Source organism: uncultured Tessaracoccus sp. (assembly GCF_947286155.1).
In the GTDB taxonomy this organism is placed as follows: domain Bacteria; phylum Actinomycetota; class Actinomycetes; order Propionibacteriales; family Propionibacteriaceae; genus Arachnia.
In genome coordinates, this window is record NZ_CAMYPD010000018.1 from 14,556 (window position 1) to 32,670 (window position 18,115).

Annotated in this window: 15 protein-coding genes and 3 tRNA genes; 14 read left to right on the top strand and 4 right to left on the bottom strand. The window is 66.2% G+C overall.

The window, feature by feature from the left end:
- Both Q0X68_RS06205 and Q0X68_RS06210 read left to right on the top strand, forming a co-directional pair.
- Positions 1-3,114 carry a glycoside hydrolase family 38 C-terminal domain-containing protein gene (locus Q0X68_RS06205; protein ID WP_297749066.1) on the top strand — a complete coding sequence of 1,038 codons (3,114 nt, stop codon included), beginning with the start codon at positions 1-3 and terminating at the stop codon, positions 3,112-3,114.
- Positions 3,111-4,121 (top strand): alkaline phosphatase family protein, encoded by a 1,011-nt coding sequence (locus Q0X68_RS06210; protein ID WP_297749068.1) that lies wholly within the window; start codon positions 3,111-3,113, stop codon positions 4,119-4,121. Before Q0X68_RS06205 ends, Q0X68_RS06210 begins: the two co-directional genes overlap by 4 nt.
- A 149-nt stretch (positions 4,122-4,270) precedes the next feature.
- Here Q0X68_RS06210 and Q0X68_RS06215 read toward each other — a convergent pair whose 3' ends face one another.
- The gene (locus Q0X68_RS06215; protein WP_297749071.1) at positions 4,271-5,209 is read right to left on the bottom strand and encodes a carbohydrate kinase family protein; all 939 of its coding nucleotides are present in this window, start codon (positions 5,207-5,209) and stop codon (positions 4,271-4,273) included.
- Positions 5,210-5,348: 139 nt separating this feature from the next.
- On the opposite strand from Q0X68_RS06215, the gene Q0X68_RS06220 reads away from it, so the two are divergent.
- Genes Q0X68_RS06220 through Q0X68_RS06230 form a run of 3 tightly spaced genes read left to right on the top strand, consistent with a single transcriptional unit; the run spans position 5,349 to position 8,811 of the window.
- Positions 5,349-6,026, top strand: coding sequence for an HAD family phosphatase (locus Q0X68_RS06220; RefSeq protein ID WP_297749074.1), 678 nt, complete (start codon positions 5,349-5,351; stop codon positions 6,024-6,026).
- Positions 6,026-7,561, top strand: coding sequence for a beta-N-acetylhexosaminidase (locus Q0X68_RS06225; RefSeq protein WP_297749077.1), 1,536 nt, complete (start codon positions 6,026-6,028; stop codon positions 7,559-7,561). Before Q0X68_RS06220 ends, Q0X68_RS06225 begins: the two co-directional genes overlap by 1 nt.
- On the top strand, positions 7,543-8,811 hold the full coding sequence (locus Q0X68_RS06230; protein ID WP_297749080.1) for a glycoside hydrolase family 125 protein: 1,269 nt from the start codon (positions 7,543-7,545) through the stop codon (positions 8,809-8,811). The genes Q0X68_RS06225 and Q0X68_RS06230 overlap by 19 nt, the downstream gene beginning before the upstream one ends.
- A gap of 67 nt (positions 8,812-8,878) precedes the next feature.
- Here the strand turns inward: Q0X68_RS06230 and Q0X68_RS06235 are convergent.
- Positions 8,879-8,954: transfer RNA gene (locus tag Q0X68_RS06235), tRNA-Lys, on the bottom strand.
- 100 nt (positions 8,955-9,054) lie between these two features.
- Between Q0X68_RS06235 and Q0X68_RS06240 the strand changes: the two genes are divergently transcribed.
- The 4 genes from Q0X68_RS06240 (at position 9,055) to Q0X68_RS06255 (ending at position 11,334) form a co-directional block, all read left to right on the top strand.
- On the top strand, positions 9,055-9,774 hold the full coding sequence (locus Q0X68_RS06240) for an AzlC family ABC transporter permease (protein ID WP_297749082.1): 720 nt from the start codon (positions 9,055-9,057) through the stop codon (positions 9,772-9,774).
- On the top strand, positions 9,767-10,099 hold the full coding sequence (locus Q0X68_RS06245) for an AzlD domain-containing protein (RefSeq protein WP_297749085.1): 333 nt from the start codon (positions 9,767-9,769) through the stop codon (positions 10,097-10,099). Before Q0X68_RS06240 ends, Q0X68_RS06245 begins: the two co-directional genes overlap by 8 nt.
- A gap of 285 nt (positions 10,100-10,384) precedes the next feature.
- Positions 10,385-10,579, top strand: coding sequence for a hypothetical protein (locus Q0X68_RS06250; RefSeq protein ID WP_297749088.1), 195 nt, complete (start codon positions 10,385-10,387; stop codon positions 10,577-10,579).
- Positions 10,576-11,334, top strand: coding sequence for a DUF3800 domain-containing protein (locus Q0X68_RS06255; protein ID WP_297749090.1), 759 nt, complete (start codon positions 10,576-10,578; stop codon positions 11,332-11,334). The genes Q0X68_RS06250 and Q0X68_RS06255 overlap by 4 nt, the downstream gene beginning before the upstream one ends.
- Before the next feature lie 375 nt (positions 11,335-11,709).
- On the opposite strand, the gene Q0X68_RS06260 is transcribed toward Q0X68_RS06255, so the two are convergent.
- Positions 11,710-11,785 (bottom strand) — tRNA-His (locus Q0X68_RS06260).
- A 72-nt stretch (positions 11,786-11,857) separates the two neighbouring features.
- Complete coding sequence (gene orn, locus Q0X68_RS06265) at positions 11,858-12,499, bottom strand: oligoribonuclease (RefSeq protein WP_297749161.1); 642 nt, start codon at positions 12,497-12,499, stop codon at positions 11,858-11,860.
- A gap of 74 nt (positions 12,500-12,573) precedes the next feature.
- On the opposite strand from orn, the gene Q0X68_RS06270 reads away from it, so the two are divergent.
- From Q0X68_RS06270 to Q0X68_RS06290, 5 genes are all read left to right on the top strand, one after another.
- On the top strand, positions 12,574-13,239 hold the full coding sequence (locus Q0X68_RS06270) for a hypothetical protein (RefSeq protein WP_297749093.1): 666 nt from the start codon (positions 12,574-12,576) through the stop codon (positions 13,237-13,239).
- Positions 13,240-13,285: 46 nt separating this feature from the next.
- Positions 13,286-13,361: transfer RNA gene (locus Q0X68_RS06275), tRNA-Arg, on the top strand.
- Between the two features lie 210 nt (positions 13,362-13,571).
- Positions 13,572-14,906, top strand: coding sequence for a PrsW family intramembrane metalloprotease (locus Q0X68_RS06280; protein WP_297749096.1), 1,335 nt, complete (start codon positions 13,572-13,574; stop codon positions 14,904-14,906).
- Positions 14,903-16,576: an ABC transporter gene (locus Q0X68_RS06285; RefSeq protein ID WP_297749098.1), complete on the top strand. Its 1,674-nt coding sequence runs from the start codon at positions 14,903-14,905 to the stop codon at positions 16,574-16,576. The genes Q0X68_RS06280 and Q0X68_RS06285 overlap by 4 nt, the downstream gene beginning before the upstream one ends.
- Entirely contained in the window at positions 16,573-18,102 is a 1,530-nt protein-coding gene (locus tag Q0X68_RS06290; RefSeq protein ID WP_297749101.1) for a GTPase, read from the top strand. The genes Q0X68_RS06285 and Q0X68_RS06290 overlap by 4 nt, the downstream gene beginning before the upstream one ends.
- Positions 18,103-18,115: the final 13 nt, after the last annotated feature.

The following is an 18,115-nucleotide window of genomic DNA, read 5'->3' on the forward strand; positions in this document are numbered from 1 at the left end:
ATGCATGACGACCGCAAGCTTGTAGAAGAGCGCATCGAGGATCTGCGCGAGCGCCTCGTCGGAAAAGAGTATGTAACGCTCGCCCAGCTCAACGTTGAGGCGTGGAAAGCGCCAGACGAGCCCGTCCCCTTTGCGGAGGCGGCCAGTCAGCAGTACGAGCCATTCCCCGTCGGCACCTGGTGGGGGCCGGCATGGAGCACGTGGTGGCTGCGGCTCGACGGCATCCTCCCCGACGATGCCCCCCGCGAGCGTGTCGAACTCCGCGTTGACCTGGGCTTTTCCGGTGACTGGGCGGGCAATCAGTCGGAGGGGCTTGTGTACACGTGCGACGGGGTGCCGCTGAAGGGCCTCAACCCCATGAACCGCACCGTGCCGCTCACCTTCGGGTCGATCGCCGAACAACTTGAGCACGAAGGTTCGCCGCTGGTGGCGGCCGACGGCTCTGTGCGGCTGGTGGTGGAAGCCGCCGCCAACCCCAACCACGGGGAAGACATGGCCAAGTACGGCGACAAGGCCACTATGCCCATCGAGCCCATGTGGCAGTTCAAGGCCGCGGAACTCGTGACGCGCAACGACGACGTCTGGCACCTTCAGCTCGACCTCGAGGTGCTCGACGGGCTCATGCGCGAGCTCCCCGTCGACTCCACCTGGCGCGCCACCCTCCTTCGTGGGCTCGAGCGAGCCGCCGACGTCATCGACCAGGGCAGCATCGAGGATCAAGCAGCCGCCGCGCGCGCCGTGCTCGCGCCCTTGCTGACCAGCGGCCCCCACGGTTCCGCGCAGCGCATGACCGCCGTCGGACACGCGCACATCGACTCCGCTTGGTTGTGGCCCATCCGGGAGACCCGTCGGAAGGTGGTGCGCTCGCTGTCGAACGTCGTCGCGCTCGCCGATGAATACCCAGACTTCCACTTCGCCTGCACCGCTCCCCAGCACCTTCAGTGGTTGAAGGAAGACGCGCCGATGGTGTTCGAGCGGATGCGCGAGGCCATCCAGCGCGGCCAGTGGCACATGGTGGGCGGCACCTGGGTGGAGCCGGACGCCAATCTCCCCGGCGGCGAGGCGATGGTTCGACAGCTCACCAGTGGCCTGAGGTGGCTTCGCGACGAGCTGGACGTCACCACCGACTGCCTCTGGCTGCCCGACTCGTTCGGCTACTCCGGCGCGCTGCCGCAGATCGCCAAACTCGCCGGCATGCGGTGGTTCTTCACCCAGAAGATGAACTGGAACCAGACGAACACACTGCCGCACCACACGTTCTGGTGGGAGGGCATCGACGGCACGCGTATCTGGACGCATTTCCCGCCCGTCGACTGCTACGACTCCATCCTTTCCCCAGATCAGGTGAAGTTCGCCGAGCGGAACTTCAAGGAAAAGGGCGTTGCCAAGGAGTCGCTGTTGCCGTTTGGGTACGGAGACGGTGGTGGCGGCCCCGTGCGCGAAATGGTGGAACGTGCCCGTCGGCAGAGCAACCTTGAGGGGTCGCCGGTGCTCACCATGGGCAGCCCGCAAGACTTCTACGACGCGGCTCGCGCCGAGCGCGATGAGCTCCCCGTCTGGGCCGGCGAGCTCTACTTCGAGTTCCACCGCGGTGTCCAGACCTCGCAACTGGCCTTGAAGCAAGGCAACCGACGCGTCGAGGCCGGCCTCGCGGCGCTGGAATGGCTTGGCACGCTGGCGATGCTTCGCGGGTATGCGTTCGACGCCGAGGGCGTCGAACAGCTCTGGCGACGCATGATGCTGCTGCAGTTCCACGACATCCTCCCGGGCAGCGCTATCGCCTGGGTGAATGAAGAAGCGCGCGAGGAGTACACGTCGCTGCTGCAAGAGATTGAGGAACGTATCGACGCGCTGCGTCGTGCCGTGTTCCCGGGGGAGCAGCGGGCCGTTGCGAACCCGGCGCCGTTCGCGAGGCGGGAGCTGATCGAGGTAGAGGGGCGACGGGTGCTCGTCGACGTCGGCCCGCTCAGCGTTGTGCCGCTTGCCGACGCCGAAGCATCCCCGACGCACCCCGTCCAGGCCCAGCGCCAAGACGAGGGCATCGTGCTCGACAACGGTTTGGTGCGCGTCGTCGTCGCGCCCGACGGAACGCTGACGAGCCTCGTCGACGTGGAAGCCGAGCGCGAACTGCTGCTCCTCGGCGAGCGGGCCAACCTGCTGCGCCTGCACCCCGACCACCCCAGCTGCTTCGACGCGTGGGAGCTCCAGGCGCAATACCGCCACCATGTGTGGGAGCTCGACGACGTCGAACAGGTTGCGCTGGTGGAGGACACTCCGCTTCGCGCCCAGGTGGATGTGGTTCGGACCTTCGGCGACTCCCGGGTGACGCAGTCGCTGTGGCTGGATGCGGACAGCAAGACGGTGCGGTTCGCCATCGATATTGACTGGCACGAACGCTCCCGCGTGCTGAAGGTGGCATTCCCGCTCGCGGTGAAGGCCACCCATGAGTCGTCCGAAATCCAGTTCGGGCACGTGCGGCGCGCGTTGACGTCGAATACGAGCTGGGATGAGGCGCGCTTCGAGGTGCCCGTACACCGGTGGACGCTGCTCGACGAGCCCGGCTATGCGGTGGCGCTGTCGTACGACTCTTCCTACGGCCACGACGTGGAACCCGCCGGCGCCGGTGAACACGCGCCCACCACAGGCGTGGTGGCGAGCTACACGTTGCTGCGGGCGCCCCTGTCGCCGGATGAGGAATCGGACCAAGGACAGCACCGCATCCAGTACCAGCTCACCGTCGACGCCGACGTGCGCGTGGCGAGCGAGGCCGGTGTCGGGCTGAATCAGCCACTGCGTGTGCTGGACGGTGCGGGTGCGAGCGAGGCCGCCGTGGCGTCGCTGGAGATGCTCCGCGGGCATGCGGTGATTGATGCGGTGAAACCGGCATTCGACGAGTCCGGTGACGTGGTGATCCGGTTGCACGAGGCTACGGGTGGGCGGTCGCGCGTGTGGCTGCATCTCGGGTTCGACGCTGAGGGCGTTCACGAGGTGGATCTCTTGGAGCAGCCGGTGGCCGAGCCCACCCAGGAGCGTCTGGGAGACCTGCGCGATGGCGCGGTGGAGCTCACGATTCGTCCCTTCCAAATCCTCACGCTGAAGGTGTGTGCCAAATGAAACTCCTATTGATCTGCCTCGACGGTGTGCGCGCCGACTTCGCATTGCCCGAGGAGGTGGCGAGCAACCCGGATTTCTCCCAACCCTCGCACCCAGCCGACCCCAGATTCAGCGTCGGCGCTCCGGACCACACCGTGCAGGATTTCCCAGCGGGGCTTGCCCCGACGCTCGCCCGCCTCGCCCGCGGGGATGAGGCGTCGGATGGCGTGTGCCTGCCCATGTGGATGACGCCGCCCACCGACTCGGGGCCGGGGTGGTCGTCCATCCTTACCGGCTCCACCCACGAGGAATGCAACGTGTGGTGGAACGAGTTCGTCGGCCACGACATGGCTAGGCGCCCCGACCTGCTGTCTCGGGTTTTTTTCGCCAACCCGCGTGCTCGGACGCTTGCAGCGGCGACCTGGACTGCCTTCACCGTAGGCGTCGGCCCTGGGCCCATCTTGCAGCAGCGCGTCGACCAGCAGCGCACGGGGCAACACGCCGTGTTCCAACCCGATCTCACTAGCGGCATCGAGGCGGCTGACGACGCAGTGTGTACGTGGGCGTGCCACAGGCTGCTGCACGAGGGTCCAGATGCATCGGTGGTGTACTTCGAGAGCGTCGACGCCGCCGGCCATGCCGCAGGCTCGGACAGCAAGGAGTACCGCGAGGCCATCCAGCGCGTCGACGAGCGAGTGCGTTACCTAGTCAAGGCAGTCGCGGAACGGCACGAACAGCTCGGTGAAGACTGGCTCGTGGCCGTCACCACCGACCACGGACACAAGCCCGAGGGTGGGCACGGCGAGGACGAAGTCGAGGTGCGCCGAAGTTTCCTGATCCTGCACCGCATCGGTAGCCAGCTGCCCCCCGATATACGCGAGCGGGGCGCGCTGCGCAGCGAAGACGTCATGTGGCTCCTGCTGGACCTCATGGGCGCGCGGCAGGGCGAGATGGAAGGAGACGACATCGGCGTGCTGAAGGACATCGAGCCGTTGGGGCCGACGCGGGACCTGCGTTTCGAATGGTGACACATCCGGCGGTTGCATCCGCTGGATGGGCAACCCGTCGAGCTAACCCGATATCCACATGCGTTTGCCAAAACGCCCCAAAAACGCCGGTTCAGCGAAACGCGTGTGGATATTGGGTTAGCAACGGCGTGGTCCCGGCTGGCTGGCGGCTACTGGGCCAGCAGTTCCGCGACGCGGCGAGCGCGAGGGTCGTCGTGAGCGCGGGCCGCTTGGAGTACCTCGGCCAGGCGCAGCGGATCGGCGGCTCCGCTCTCGCCAGCCAGGATGGTGCTGGCGACGAACGCCGCGACGAGAAGCTGCTCTTCGAGGACATCGGTGAGGCCCGAGGCGACGGCAAGCGCAGCGAGCGTTGCGTCGCCGGCGCCGGTGGTGTTGCGTGGGTGCACGGGGAAGGCAGCCACGCTGGCTTCCTGTCCGGTGGTGGCGTCGACTGCAACCATGCCGTCCGCGCCGCGTGTGACGACGACGGTAGGCACGCGGCTGGTCAACTGCCGGGCAGCATCAATGGGGTCGCTCAGCTGCGTGAATGCGCGAGCTTCCAGGTCGTTCAGCATCCACACATCGGCGCCTTCGATGCCTGCGAGTTGCTCGTCGCCCCACGAACCCGTTTCGTCGAAGCCCCTCGACGCAAACACGCGCGCGCCGCGACGGCGTGCGTCGACGAGCCAGGGGAGTGTCGAATCACGCAAGTCGATGACGATGGCGTCCGTATCCACGTCGCTGAGGGAATGTCCCACCGGCTTCGCAGGGGGATGCTCGACCGTCACCATCGCGCGGTCAGCGCTGGTGGCGAGGGCCACCGTCGTGGGGAGCTGCCAGTTGGCGTAGTGCTCGCAGTGGCTGGTGTCGACGCCCTCGAGGTGCAGACTGCGCAGCAGCCGCCCGCTCGCTTCGTCGTCGCCGACGGGGGAGCACAGCTCAGTGCTCACGCCGAGTCGAGCTGCCACTCGCGCCATGGTGGCCACGCCTCCCCAGCCCTCGTACAGCCCTGTGGCCTGCAGCTCTTGGCCGGGCACGGGCATCGCAGGAACGCCGGTCATGATGATGTCGCGGTATGTGATACCGACGGTCAGCATGCGTGTGGGCACGGCACTCCTTCTCACGGACGAACAAGCCAAAGTCTTGCACAGACGCATCCGTACGAGCACCTGGGTAGGGTGGTCGTGCGCTGTCTGAGCTCCATATCCAACGAAGTAGCCGGCATACCGGCATGGAGGTGTTGATCGAATGAATCGTGCTCTCCCGCAGCACATCGGCGCAGTATTGTTCGACATGGACGACACACTCGTCGACTCCGAGCAAGCCTGGTTCGATGCCACCCGTCAACTCTGGGAAGAGAACGGGGTATCGAAGGGCTTCGACGATGAGGTTACTGATGAGCTTCGAGGCGGCACGATTGAGGATGTCGTCGCGTTGTTCAGCCGCGTGCACACGGGCGTAGAGGCCGACGTAGCGGAACGCCGAATGCTGCAGCTCCTGCAGGAACACTTGGCGGACGGTGTGGAGCCAATGCCGGGGGCGGAAGCCCTGCTCGAGGCGCTCTCCGGGACGATACCGATGGCCGTGGCCTCGAACTCGCCGTCGGCCATCGTGAAAGCCACGATGCATTCGCTGGGGTGGCAGCGTTATTTCGTTGCGATGCTGGGCACCGAGGACGTGGAGCGTCCCAAGCCAGCGCCTGATCTGTATCTCGCCGCAGCGGAGCGTTGCGGCGTGGCGCCGGAGCGCTGCGTCGTGGTGGAAGACTCCCGCACCGGCGCTACGGCAGCCAGAGAGGCCGGCGCGTTCGTCGTCGCCGTTGGCCCATTCGCCGCAGATTTGGGGCATGTGCATGTGCCCTCGCTCGATCATCCGTTGCTGCAGTCTTGGCAGCCTCAACCAATCGCACGCGCGAAGGAGCTGTGATGCCCACCATCATCCCCACGCCCGCTCACGTCGACTGGGGGCATGGTTCGTTCCTGCTGCCCAACCCCCTTCCGGTGCGTGGCGGCGGTGTTCCCGCTGAGGTCCTCGCCGAGCGTCTCAGGCGGTCGGCCGGCGTGCAGGTGCTTGCCGACGGGGTCGGCGCCGGCGTGGACTTCATCGAAGATACTTCGCTCCCCGACGAGGGGTACCGCCTCAGCGTCGACGCGGACGGTGTGCGCATTGGGTATTCCACGCAGGCCGGCGCGTCGTGGGCAGTGCAGACGCTGTTACAGCTGTTGCCGCGCGAGGTGCACACCAATGACCCCATGGACCCGGCCTCACTCGTCGTGCCGTTCGTGGAGATCGTCGACGAGCCGGCGCTGGCGTGGCGCGGCTCCATGGTGGACGTGGCAAGGCACTTTCTGCCGCTCGACGGGTTGCTCAGGCACCTTGATGTGATGGCCATGCACAAGCTCAACGTGTTGCATCTCCACCTCACCGACGACCAAGGCTGGCGCTTCCCCGTGCCCGGTTGGCCGAAGCTCACGGAGGTGGGGGCGTGGCGGCCTGGCACCCTCGTCGGGCATCAGCCACCTCCCGACGAGAACGATTGCGACGATGTGGCTGAGCACGACGGCATCCCGCACGGCGGGTTCTACACGGCCGAGGAGATCAGCAGGCTCGTGGAGCACGCGAACCGGCTCGGCATCACCGTGGTGCCGGAGGTGGATATGCCCGGCCACATGGAGGCTGCGGTAGCGGCCTACCCGGAGCTGGGCGCGTCGGGTGTGCAGCATCCGCGCACGTGCTGGGGTATTTCCGAGCATGTGCTGCGGCTGGATGACACCGTGATTCAGTTCTGCAAGGACGCGCTGGACGCCGTCATGGATCTATTCCCTGACTCGCCCGTGCACGTCGGGGGCGACGAGTGTCCGGGGTCGGAATGGCTCGCCGACGAACGCTCGCAGGCCACGATGCGTCGGGAAGGGCTCTCTACTCCTGCCGAGGGGCAGGCGTGGTTCGAGCGCATCGTGTGCGAGCACGTGCTGGCGCGTGGACGTCGCGTGATTGCGTGGGACGAGGTGCTCGAAGGCGGTGTGCCCGACGACGTCACCATTGTGGTGTGGCGCGACGCGGCACAGGTGGGGGACGTCATCAGCAAGGGCTACGACGTGCTGGCCGCGCCCACCCAGTACACCTACCTCGACTACTGCCAAGGCAAGTGGGCTGACCACCCCCACAACTACGGGCAGTACACGCCCCTGGAAAAGACGCAAGGCTTTGCTGACATGCTCGGAGCGCTCCCGGATGGGCCGGGGCGCCTGCTGGGCGGGCAGTTCCAACTGTGGGGAGAATATGTGCGTGACTGGGCGAAAGCCGAGTACATGATGTGGCCTCGAGGCACCGCACTGGCCCAGCAGTTCTGGGCGGGTAGCGCGGCTTCGGAGAGTGAGCTGGGAGTCCTGCTCCGCAGGCTCACGGTTATGGGTATCAACTGGTGTCGGGAAGGAATGGCATGGACGAGCGAACAGTGACGAACCCCGTCGGAGAGGAGCTGCAGGCCCGGCTGGATGCGGAGGCTGAGCGCATTGCCGCGACGGTGGGGGAGTCCGCCGCGGAACGGTTCCGCGCCATGATGGTGAACACCTGGACGACGACTATGACCCGTCGCGGTGATCGCACCTTCGTCATCACCGGCGACATTCCCGCGATGTGGCTGCGTGACTCGTCGGCACAGGTGTGGCCGTTCCTGCGGATGACTGACGTGGACGAGGTGCGCGAGGTGCTGCTGGGCATGGTGCGCGAGCAGTGGCGCTGTATCGGCCTGGACCCGTACGCGAACGCGTTTAACGAGTCGGAGAACGACGCGCATCACGATGCCAATGACCTCGATCTCCACCCGGGTGTGTGGGAGCGCAAGTACGAGATTGATTCGCTAGCGTTCCCCGTGATGCTCGCGCACCGCCTCCGGGGGCTCGAGGGATGGGACGACGAGCTCGACGCTGCCCTGCGCGAGGGCTGCGGGAGGATCGTCGCGTTGTGGCGGCTGGAGCAAGACCACTTCGGGGCGTCCACCTATCGTCACGTGCGCGAATCGGAGCCGTGGGACACCTTGGGCGACGACGGACGCGGCACGCCCGTGGCCATCACCGGGATGACCTGGAGCGGGTTCCGGCCATCCGACGATGCTTGTCAGTACGGGTACAACATTCCCGCGCAGCTCATGGCTGTGCACGCGCTCGGGATGATTGGGGAGTTCGCGCGCGATTGGGGCGACGAGGAACTGGGCGCGTCGGCTGGCAGGCTGGCGCAGGAGATCGGTGACGGTGTCGAGCGCTACGGCATGGAGGGGGAGCGGTACCTGTACGAGGTGGACGGGCTGGGCGGCCAGCTGGCCATGGACGACGCCAACATGCCGTCGTTGCTCTCCTTGCCGCTCACGGCTGGGTTCGCGCTCGACGACCCGCGGTATCAGGCCACCCGCGCCTGGGTGCTGAGCGACGAGAACCCGTTCTTCTACGCGGGTGAATTCGCGTTGGGGGTGGGCAGCCCGCACACGCCGGAAGGCTACGTCTGGCATATCGCGCTGGCGGTGCAGGGGCTTACGGGCGACGAGGCCGAGGCCAGGCGGTGCCTCGACGTGATCCTCGCCACCGACGGCGGCACGGGGCTGACGCACGAGAGCTTCGATCCGAATGATCCGACGCAGTACACTCGGCCATGGTTTTCTTGGTCCAACTCCATGGCGTGCGAGCTCATGCTGCGCATTGCGGAGGGAGTGTAAGCGCGTCGTGGCGTTGCCGGGTCGGGTGGACGAAGAAGGCCGCCGGTGAGGGCGGCCTTCTTTCGTTTGGTACACCACCAGGGACTCGAACCCTGAACCCGCTGATTAAGAGTCAGCTGCTCTGCCAGTTGAGCTAGTGGTGCTCGCAGCGGAAACTAAACTTACTACGCCGCTCACGAAATGGGAAATCGAGCGCAGTGCCGGTGCCGCGGTGCCTGTCGACGTGCTGTTCAGGTGATGGACGTGGCCCTCACAGGTGGGGTGGTTGACGCCAAGATAGCAGGCGTGCGAAACCGGGATGCTCTCGAAGTTGCTCGCCTGAGTTTGGGAGGCGGGCTCGGGTTGATCCCACTCGGCATCGCGTTCGGCATGATGGTGATCCAAGCGGGTTTTCCCTGGTGGGTTGCGCCGGTGCTGTCCGTCGTCGTCTATGCGGGCTCGGTGGATCTGCTGCTGGTGAGCCTCATCGCTGCCGGCACGCCGGTGCTCACCGTCGGCCTCACCGTGCTGCTGGTGAACGTGCGGCATGTGTTCTACGCCTTCAACTACCCGATCGACCGGGTGCACGGCCTCGCGCGAGTGTACGGCGTGTACGCCCTTACCGACGAGACGTACGCGTTCATCGCGAGGGGTGAGGAGCACTGGACGGGAAGGCGGATCATCTGGCTCCAAGTGCTGCTTCAGGCGTACTGGGTGGGCGGCGGACTCATCGGCGTGGCCACGGCATTGTCGCTGCCCAGGCCCATCGAGGGGTTGGAGTTCGCGCTCGTCGCGCTGTTCATCGTGCTGGCGCTCGACGCCGCCCGCACCCGGCGGGAGGTGCCGTCGGTGGTGATGGCGGTGGGTTGCTTCGGCGTGGCGCTCCTCGTAGCGCCCGGTGCAGCCCTACTGACATCGATGGTGCTGTTCACCGCCGCGCTGTTCGTCCGTCACCTGATGCGCGAGGGGAGCCGGCATGCCTGACCTCGGATATTTCGTGGCCGTCGTGGCAGTGGCCGGCGCGATCACCGTCGGGCTCCGCGCGGTACCGTTCCTGTTGCTTGCGCCGCTGCGCGAGTCGACGCTGGTGCGTCGGATTGGGGTGTGGATGCCGGCTGGGATACTCACCATCTTGGCGCTGGCTACGCTAGTTTCTGCTTTCGACGGGGGACGCGCTGCGGCAGCCCTCGTCGCGGCGGGGGTGACCGTCGGGGTGCATCTGCTTTGTGGCCGACGCTCACTGCTCAGCATCTTCGCTGGCACGGCCTGTTTCGTCGCGCTGGTGAACAGCGGTTGGCTTGGTGGGTGAAACACACCGGGCCGTGGATGCGTTCTGCAGGGGATGCTCCTGAGGGCATCCGGGATTTGTCACAGCTGGCGGGTACCATGCTGACTACCGGCAGGTGGTGTTTGACTTTCGGTTCGACGTGAGATGGGGAGGTGGCTTGATATGACCACCACGTCACTCACGAAGATCACGAGCGGAGCTGGCTACGTTCAGGGCAGTCAGCTCGGCAAACTCGGCGCAGGGCTGCAGTGGCCGTCTGGTACTGCAGCGTGAATCCTCCGAGGTGGGCTAGCCCTCACCTCCATCGTGGACGTCTCTGATGAAAAGCTGCCTGCCGAGGTTGCTCGCAGGATGCAAGGAGAGCCGAAGGACGCTGGCAATGCTGAGGCTGAGAAGAGCCCAGTCAGGTCGCTCGACGAGCACCGATGCACCAAGCTGATCGCCCATGCGCAACAAGTCGAGACGGCTGCCGCGCCGGATGGCCCGGAGGACGAGGAATGAACGGAATGCAGGACGCCCTCATCCCCGAATCGGGGGATCTTGCCGACATCCCTTTTTGTCTCCCCGACGACGTTCCGGTCTCAAGCCTGTTCCTAGACGAGAGTGGATCTATGAATCCTAACGGTGGCCTCTTCGTCGTTGGGTTCGTCAAATGCCGGGACACTGCGTCTATCGATCGCGAGATTCGGCAGCTTCGACAGCAGTTCAAGTTCTTCGGTGAGATCAAGTTCGGTCGTATCACGCAAGCCACTGAGCGCTTCTACATCGAACTCGTGGAGTATCTCGCCACATGCGACGTTCGGATTGGCGGTTCGGTCTACGAGCTTTCCCCCACGGACTCAGCGAAGAGGCGATCCTGGGAGACACAGGCGGTAATGGCGCGTCGACTCGTCGTCGCTAACGTGAATCAAGGCGAACTGGTCAACGTCTTCCTTGACCTCATCCAGACACCCAAGGGGCGCGTTCTGGCTGATGAAGTGCGGGAGCGGGCCAATGAGCAGCTTGGTACTCGTCGTGTTCTTGGATGCTACGACCTGAACTCGGAATCGACGAACCTCCTGCAGGTGGCGGACGTGATCGCTGGCGCGATTGCGTACGATCGGCGAAAGTGGGTAGGGGAGGTTCCCGATGCTCCGGCATCGGAATCCACACCCAAGGGTCGCGTGGCGGGACGCCTTCGTCGCGCCTTCGGACTCGACAGCTTCGGTGACGTGCGCCGTGGGAGAGTGAACATCCTGACTATGAACCGGGTATAGCGATTTTCTTGTGCGGATCCGCGATTTGGGGCAAGATGGAGACACCGAACGGCTTTGGGTTCCGTTCCCAGTACCCGGTCGGTGGGGCGTGAAGTTTCACGCACCCATGCGTGTTTAAAGGTCACGCTCACATACTTGCCCCGTGGCGACCACCCGGTTACCACGGGGCTTTGTGTTGGTCGGCTCGGTTCTGCCGCACGTCGCTGCAACCCTGATTGGTATGGAGCCAAGTCGATCTAGGAATTGGATGCGTCAGCGGACGCTTTCATCGCGGCGTTTCGCGGGCTCGGGGGATGACCATGCGGAAGATTTCACCGGGTTGTAGCCGCGAACGTAGCCGCAAACCGTGATGGCTAGGGAATTCCCTAGCCGCAGTGGGGTGAGTAACGGGGCTTGAACCCGCGACCTTCTGGACCACAACCAGACGCTCTACCAGCTGAGCTATACCCACCAAGGTCGTTCATGACGACGACCAGCGATCATAGCGCACCTTGCCGCACTAAGGGAAACCGACGGCGCCTCGTCACTCGCAAGCGTTCTCGTCCGGGGCGGCGGGGGCCTCGTCGGGGCGGTGACCCGTCAGTGCGCCGCAGTGTTTCGTCGCGATCTCGCTGAGTTCCTCCGACGACGGCCCCGGCTGAGCGACGAACAGGGCGTCGCGGTAGTAGCGCAGCTCTTCGATCGACTCCTGGATGTCCGCGAGCGCGCGGTGGTTGCCCGTCTTCGCGGGGGCCTTGTGCTGCACGCGGGGGTACCACCGGCGTGCGAGTTCCTTGATGCTGGAGACGTCGATGTTGCGGTAGTGGAGGTGCTGCTCGAGCTCGGGCATGTACTTGGCGAGGAACGCGCGGTCGGTGCCGATGGTGTTGCCGGCTAGCGGCGCCTTGCGGGCGGTGGGGCAGTGCTCCTGCACGTACGCGAGCACCTGCTGCTGCGCGTCCTCGAGCGTGGTTCCCTCCGCGAGGAGGGGGAGGAGCCCCGATTTGGTGTGCATCTCGGTGACGAACTCGCCCATGTGCTCCAGCTGGGCGTCGGTCGGCTTGATGACGACGTCGACCCCTTCGCCCAGTACGTTGAGCTCCGAGTCGGTGACGAGCGCAGCCACCTCGCACAGCCCGTCGGCCTCCAAATCGAGGCCGGTCATTTCGCAGTCGATCCACACCATGTTGCTATTCACGTCTCCCGAGCCTACCGCGTGCGTGCTCCGGCTTTAGATGGTGGTTTTATAAGCTTGCCCTCATGAGGAACGCATGCCGTGCCGCCGCTGTGGCGCTCGCCCTGGTGCTCACCGGGTGTGGAGGAGCCGCCGACGAGCAACCCAGCCAGCAGCCTGCTCCGGAGCCCTCCGAGGTGGCTTCCGGGCCAATCCAGGCGCCGAGCCCCGTCGAAACCATGAACGAGGAACAGGCTTGGGACGACTGGGGCGACGAACTGCCCGCGCCCGGTGACGTCGACGGTGTGGTGCAGCTGGTGCGTCTTACGTTCACCAGCGAGGACGACATCCGCGCTCACCTGCGCATCGCAATCCCGGAGCAGATGATCCAAAGCGACGAGGTCACCTTCTGCGAGGAAGGCGACGTGCCCGGTGACATGGTCGGGTTCGGATCGAATTGGCACGCGAAGCGCAGCGACGTCCCCGGCTTCCACGTCTGCGACACCACCGCGCAGTTCACCCTCGAGCAGTGGGGCGACGAGGAGTGGGCGCCCCAGCCGACGCTGGAGGACGGCGTCTGGCGCGTCAACCTTGGGGCAGTGCTCGCGCCGGAGGACACCGTCGGGCTGTATCGGATGCGGCTCGAGTTCGGGGGCGAGGTAGTGAAGGCCTCCGACGGCGGCCAGATCGACGGCGAATCCGTCACGTGGCGGTCTGCCGCACCCGTCACCGCCGAGGCGAAGCAGCGGTGACTCACGTCGCGCATCATGGCTGGCAGCGACTACACTGTTGCGCCGAGCGCCCGTAGCTCAATGGATAGAGCACCGGCCTTCTAATCCGTAGGTTGCAGGTTCGAATCCTGCCGGGCGCGCCACACCGGCGGGGGCGTCGCAATAAAGAATGCTGGAACCCACCTGTTTCGGTGGGTTCCAGCATTCTTTATTGCGACGTAGCGTCGTCGACGGTGATCTGCGAGCGGCGCGCGGGCTAGTGAGCGTGGGTTGGGAGAAGAACCACAGCATTGCTGCGACGACGCCTCGTCGCCGGAGTGTTTTGTCAGACCCACCTTGTAGGCTATGCAACTATGAGCCAGGTAGCGATGCGCGAGCGCCGTCTAGCCGGCATCGCGTCCTCCGAGCACGTGGCGTGGTGGCGGCGGTTGCTTCGTTGCCCCGAACTGTGGCTCGCGGTGGTGTTGCTGCCGGTGTATTTCCTGATGCTTCGCGATCAGTGGCATATGTTCACCACCCCGGAAACCTTCGAGGACGGCACCCAGACGCTCGCGTTCACGAAACAAACGGTGAAGCAGGCTGCGCTCCTCGCTGCGCCCACGGCGGCGGTCTACGTGCTGTTGTTCGTATGGCTCGACCGCTTCCGGCCGCAGCAGCCACTCATCTGGTTGCTGGTGTTCGGGTGGGGCGGCGCGGCTTCCACGTGGTTCTCCCTCCACATCAACACGTGGATGGGGCGCATGATGGCCACCACCGCTGCAGATTCCGACACGGGCTCACGCGCCGCAGTGTTCTCCGCGCCGTTCAGCGAAGAGGTCACGAAAGCGACGGTGCTGTTCCTGCTGATTATTCTGCTGCGGCGCAAGGTCGTGTCCAGGCTGAGCGTGGTGATGCTCTCCGGGCTGTCGGCAATTGGGTTCGCCTTCGTCGAGAACATCATCTACTACGGACGCGTCATCACCTACGCCCTGCACGACGTCTCTGTCGCGAACCCCGAAGAAGCGGTCAACGAGCTGGTGATGCTGCGCGGCGTGTACACGTCGTTTGGCCACCCGCTGTTCACCATGATGACGGCGACGGGGCTCGTCGTTGGCATCACCGCACGCTCGAAACTCGTGCGTGTCATGGCGCCGCTCGGTGGGTTCCTGCTGTCGGTCGGGGGGCATATGCTGTTCAACGGGTTGGCCTCGACGCGGCCGCCCGAGGCGCTCATGACGCAGTGGATTATGGCGCTCGTGCTGGTGGGGCTGCTCGTCATCTCGCTCATTGTTTCTGTGGTGCAGCAGTCACGCCTCATCCGCCATCGTCTCACCGATTTCGCCGCGCAAGGCTGGGTGAGCGAGCGCGAGGTCGAGCTGTTTTCCGGCCCGTTCCGGCGCGTGCGCTACCTGTTCGTCGCGTTCTTTTGGGGCCCCAAACGCTGGTGGTACACGGTTCGCTTCACCCGTCGCATGACGGAACTGGCGTACCTGCGCTCCGACCTCACCCGCGGCCTCATCAGCAACGGCGCCGAGCACCGCATCCACGAGATCATCGAAGAGCTGCCCGCGCTGCGCAGCAAGGCGCTGCCCACAGCTCCGGGCGTGAAGCTGCTGGGGTGGCGCAAACCCAAAATCCGACGTGCCCCCGCACCCCAGGCGGTGTACCCCGGCCCGAGCGGTCTCGGCGGAAACTGGCCGCAACCATGAGCCTCGAATCCGCGCTGGCGGGCCTCCTCTCCGAGCTTGAGGCGCTGCGCTTCCCGCTGGCATTACCCTCCTCCGACGAACACTCGCACCGTGCACGGGCAGCGGCGGGGCAACTCCGCGACTATCTGCTCCCACGCGCGGCCACTATCGACGCGCCGCTGCTCGCCGTCGTCGGGGGGTCGACGGGCGCCGGGAAATCCACCCTCGTCAACTCCCTGTTGCGCCGTCACGTCACTCGGCCCGGCGTGCGCCGCCCGACGACGAAGTCGCCCGTGCTCATCTGTCACCCGTCGGATGCGCCGTGGTTCCGCTCCGGCAGTGTGCTGCCAGAGCTCACCCGCACCGATGTCGAACTTGAAGATACCCGCGCGCTGCACATCGTCGAGGTGCTGTCGATGCCGGAGGGCCTCGCACTGCTCGATGCGCCCGACGTCGACTCGGTCGACGACGCTAACCGCACCCTCGCGCGCCAACTCCTGCTGGCCGCCGACCTGTGGCTGTTCGTCACCTCCGCCGCCCGTTATGCCGACGCGGTGCCCTGGGAGCTGTTAAAGAGCGCTGCCGCGCGCGAGCTGTTCCTCGGCGTGGTTATCAACCGGTGCCCGCCAGGTAGCGCCCAGGAGGTCGGCTCAGACTTGGCGAGGATGCTCGTCGACGAAGGCCTCGGCGCCGCGCCGCTGTTCGCCATTGAGGAAACCCCGCTCGAAGACGGCATGATGCCCGACGTCGCCGTCGCGCCCATCCGCGGCTGGCTGGGTGGGCTCACCTCACAGCAGGAGGCGCGCGTCGAGGTGGTGAAACAGTCGCTCACCGGGGCGCTTCGGCAGCTCGACGTCGAGGTGGAGGCGTTGCGCGAGGGCGTCGAAGCGCAGCAACGCGCCGCCGACGACCTACGCGGCCAAGCCACCGGCGAATTCGAGGGCGCGGCCGAGCAGATCGGCGTCATGCTGGGCGACGGTTCCATGCTGCGCGGCGAGATTGTCAACCACTGGCACGACGTCGTCGGCACCACGCAACTCATGCGCGGTCTCGACGAGAAAGTGGCATCCCTGCGCGCCACGGCCCACCGCTGGTTCCGCGCCGAACCGAAGGCGGAGGAAGCCAACGAAGAGGTCTCCACTCAGCTCGCCCGTGTTATCACCGCCGCCGCCGACGAGGCATGCGACGACATCGCGCAGGCCTGGTCGCACACCGCGTGGGGGCGCAGCCTGCTCACCGACGACCTGCGCGCGGCATCCCCCGATTTCCACGACCGCGCCTCGGCCGCGGTACGCGGCTGGCAACAAGATGTGCTCGGGCTCGTCAGCGAGCAGGGCAAGGGCAAACGCTTCCGCGCGCGCATGTTCGCATTCGGCACGAACGCGCTCGGTCTCACGCTCATGATCGCGGTGTTTGCGTCCACCGGCGGGCTCACCGGAGCCGAAGCGGGCATCGCGGGTACCACGTCGGTGTTGTCCCAGCGCGTGCTGGAATCCGTGTTCGGTGCCGGCGCCGTCGAACGCCTCACCACTGAGGCGCGCTCCCTGCTCGATGCGCGCGTGCAGAGCCTCCTCGTCGAGGAAGCAGCCCGCTTCACTAGCGTCGTCGACGAGGCGTCCGTCGCGCCCGATGTCGCGGAACGGCTCGCAGCAGCGGCTGCGCAGGTGCGGGAAGCGAGGACCCAGCTGTGATCGAACAAGCGCTGAGCGAACTCGAGGAGTACCTGCAGCTCGCAGGCGGCAAACTCCCACCAGATTTGGAGGAACGCGCGCGCCAAGTCTCGGCGTTCGCCAACCGACGGATGCGCGCCGGCGAGCAGACCGTCGTCGCGCTCTCCGGAGCCACGGGGTCGGGCAAATCGTCACTCTTCAACGCCATCTCCGGCACGTCCCTCGCGCAGGTGGCGGCGCGCCGGCCCACCACGTCGCAGCCCCTCGCCCTGAGCTTTTCCGCCACGAACGAGGCCCTGCTGGAGCTCCTCGCCATCGGGCAGCGACGCGAGGCGCGTCCGCCCATCCCCGATTTCGCCGACGTCGTCTTGCTCGACCTGCCCGACCACGACTCCATCCGCGACGCGCACCGCGAGGAAGTCGACCGCCTGGTGCGCATCGTCGACCAATTCGTGTTCGTCGTCGACCCGCAAAAGTACGCCGACAACCTGCTCCACGAGCGCTACCTGCGCCCGCTACGCGAGCACAGCGACGTCATCACCGTCGTGCTCAACCACGCTGATGTGCTCACCGACGGGGCGCCGATCTACCCCGACTCGCACGGTATGGACGAGCGGGTGGAAGACGTGCTCGCCCACCTCCGGACGCTGCTCGAGGCCGACGGGTTGCAGGGGGTGCCTGTGTTCGCGACGAACGCGCGCGAAGGCGAAGGTGTCGATTTGTTGCGGCGGCACCTCGGGCGGGTTGCCGCCCACAAGCGCGCCACCCGAGAGCGGCTCACTGCCGACCTGCGCGGTCTGGCCCACGAGCTGCGCCAAGTGAGCGGGCAGAGCGTCGGCATGGAGGAAGCCGCCGTCGACGAGCTGAAGCGCGAGGTTCGCGCGGCGGCGGGCGTGGAGCGTCGGGCAGAGGGCATCCGACGAACGGTGCGCAGCAGGGGAGCCATGGTGCAGGGCTGGCGCGGAGCGAAGGGCGCCGGCCCCCTCGAGCTACCCAGCCACCAGGTGGCCTCCGCTGCCGACGACGCCCGCGCCACGTCGGCCGTGCGACGATTCCTCTCCACCCAGACTGCGGCGTTGCCCGAACGGTGGCGCGACGATGCACGTCGCCGCATCATGTCCGGCTCCGCAGCCACGCTCCCTACCCGCCTCGACCACGTCATGCGCGACGTCGACCTCTCCGACATGGACGCACCCTTCGGATGGGGCCTGGTGCGCGGCCTGAAATGGCTGCCCGTCGTGGCACTCGTCGGCGTTGCAGGCTGGGTGGTGTACCAATTCGTCTGGGCCACCGGCGAATTCGCGCCCAAAGTGGTGACGGTCATCGTCGCCACACTCGTGGCGCTCGTGCTCATCTCCCTCTCCGGCGACGCCATCCTCCGCCTCACCGCCAACCGCGCCGGGCGGCAGACCGCCAAACGCCTCGGGAGCGCCGTCGACGAAGAACTCGAGGCCACCGTGATCGCCGACGTGCAAGCAGAACTCGACGATCACCAGCGCGCAGCAGCCGCATTGGCGCGTTTGGATGGCATACTTGCACGCGATTAGGTCCGCCTCGCGG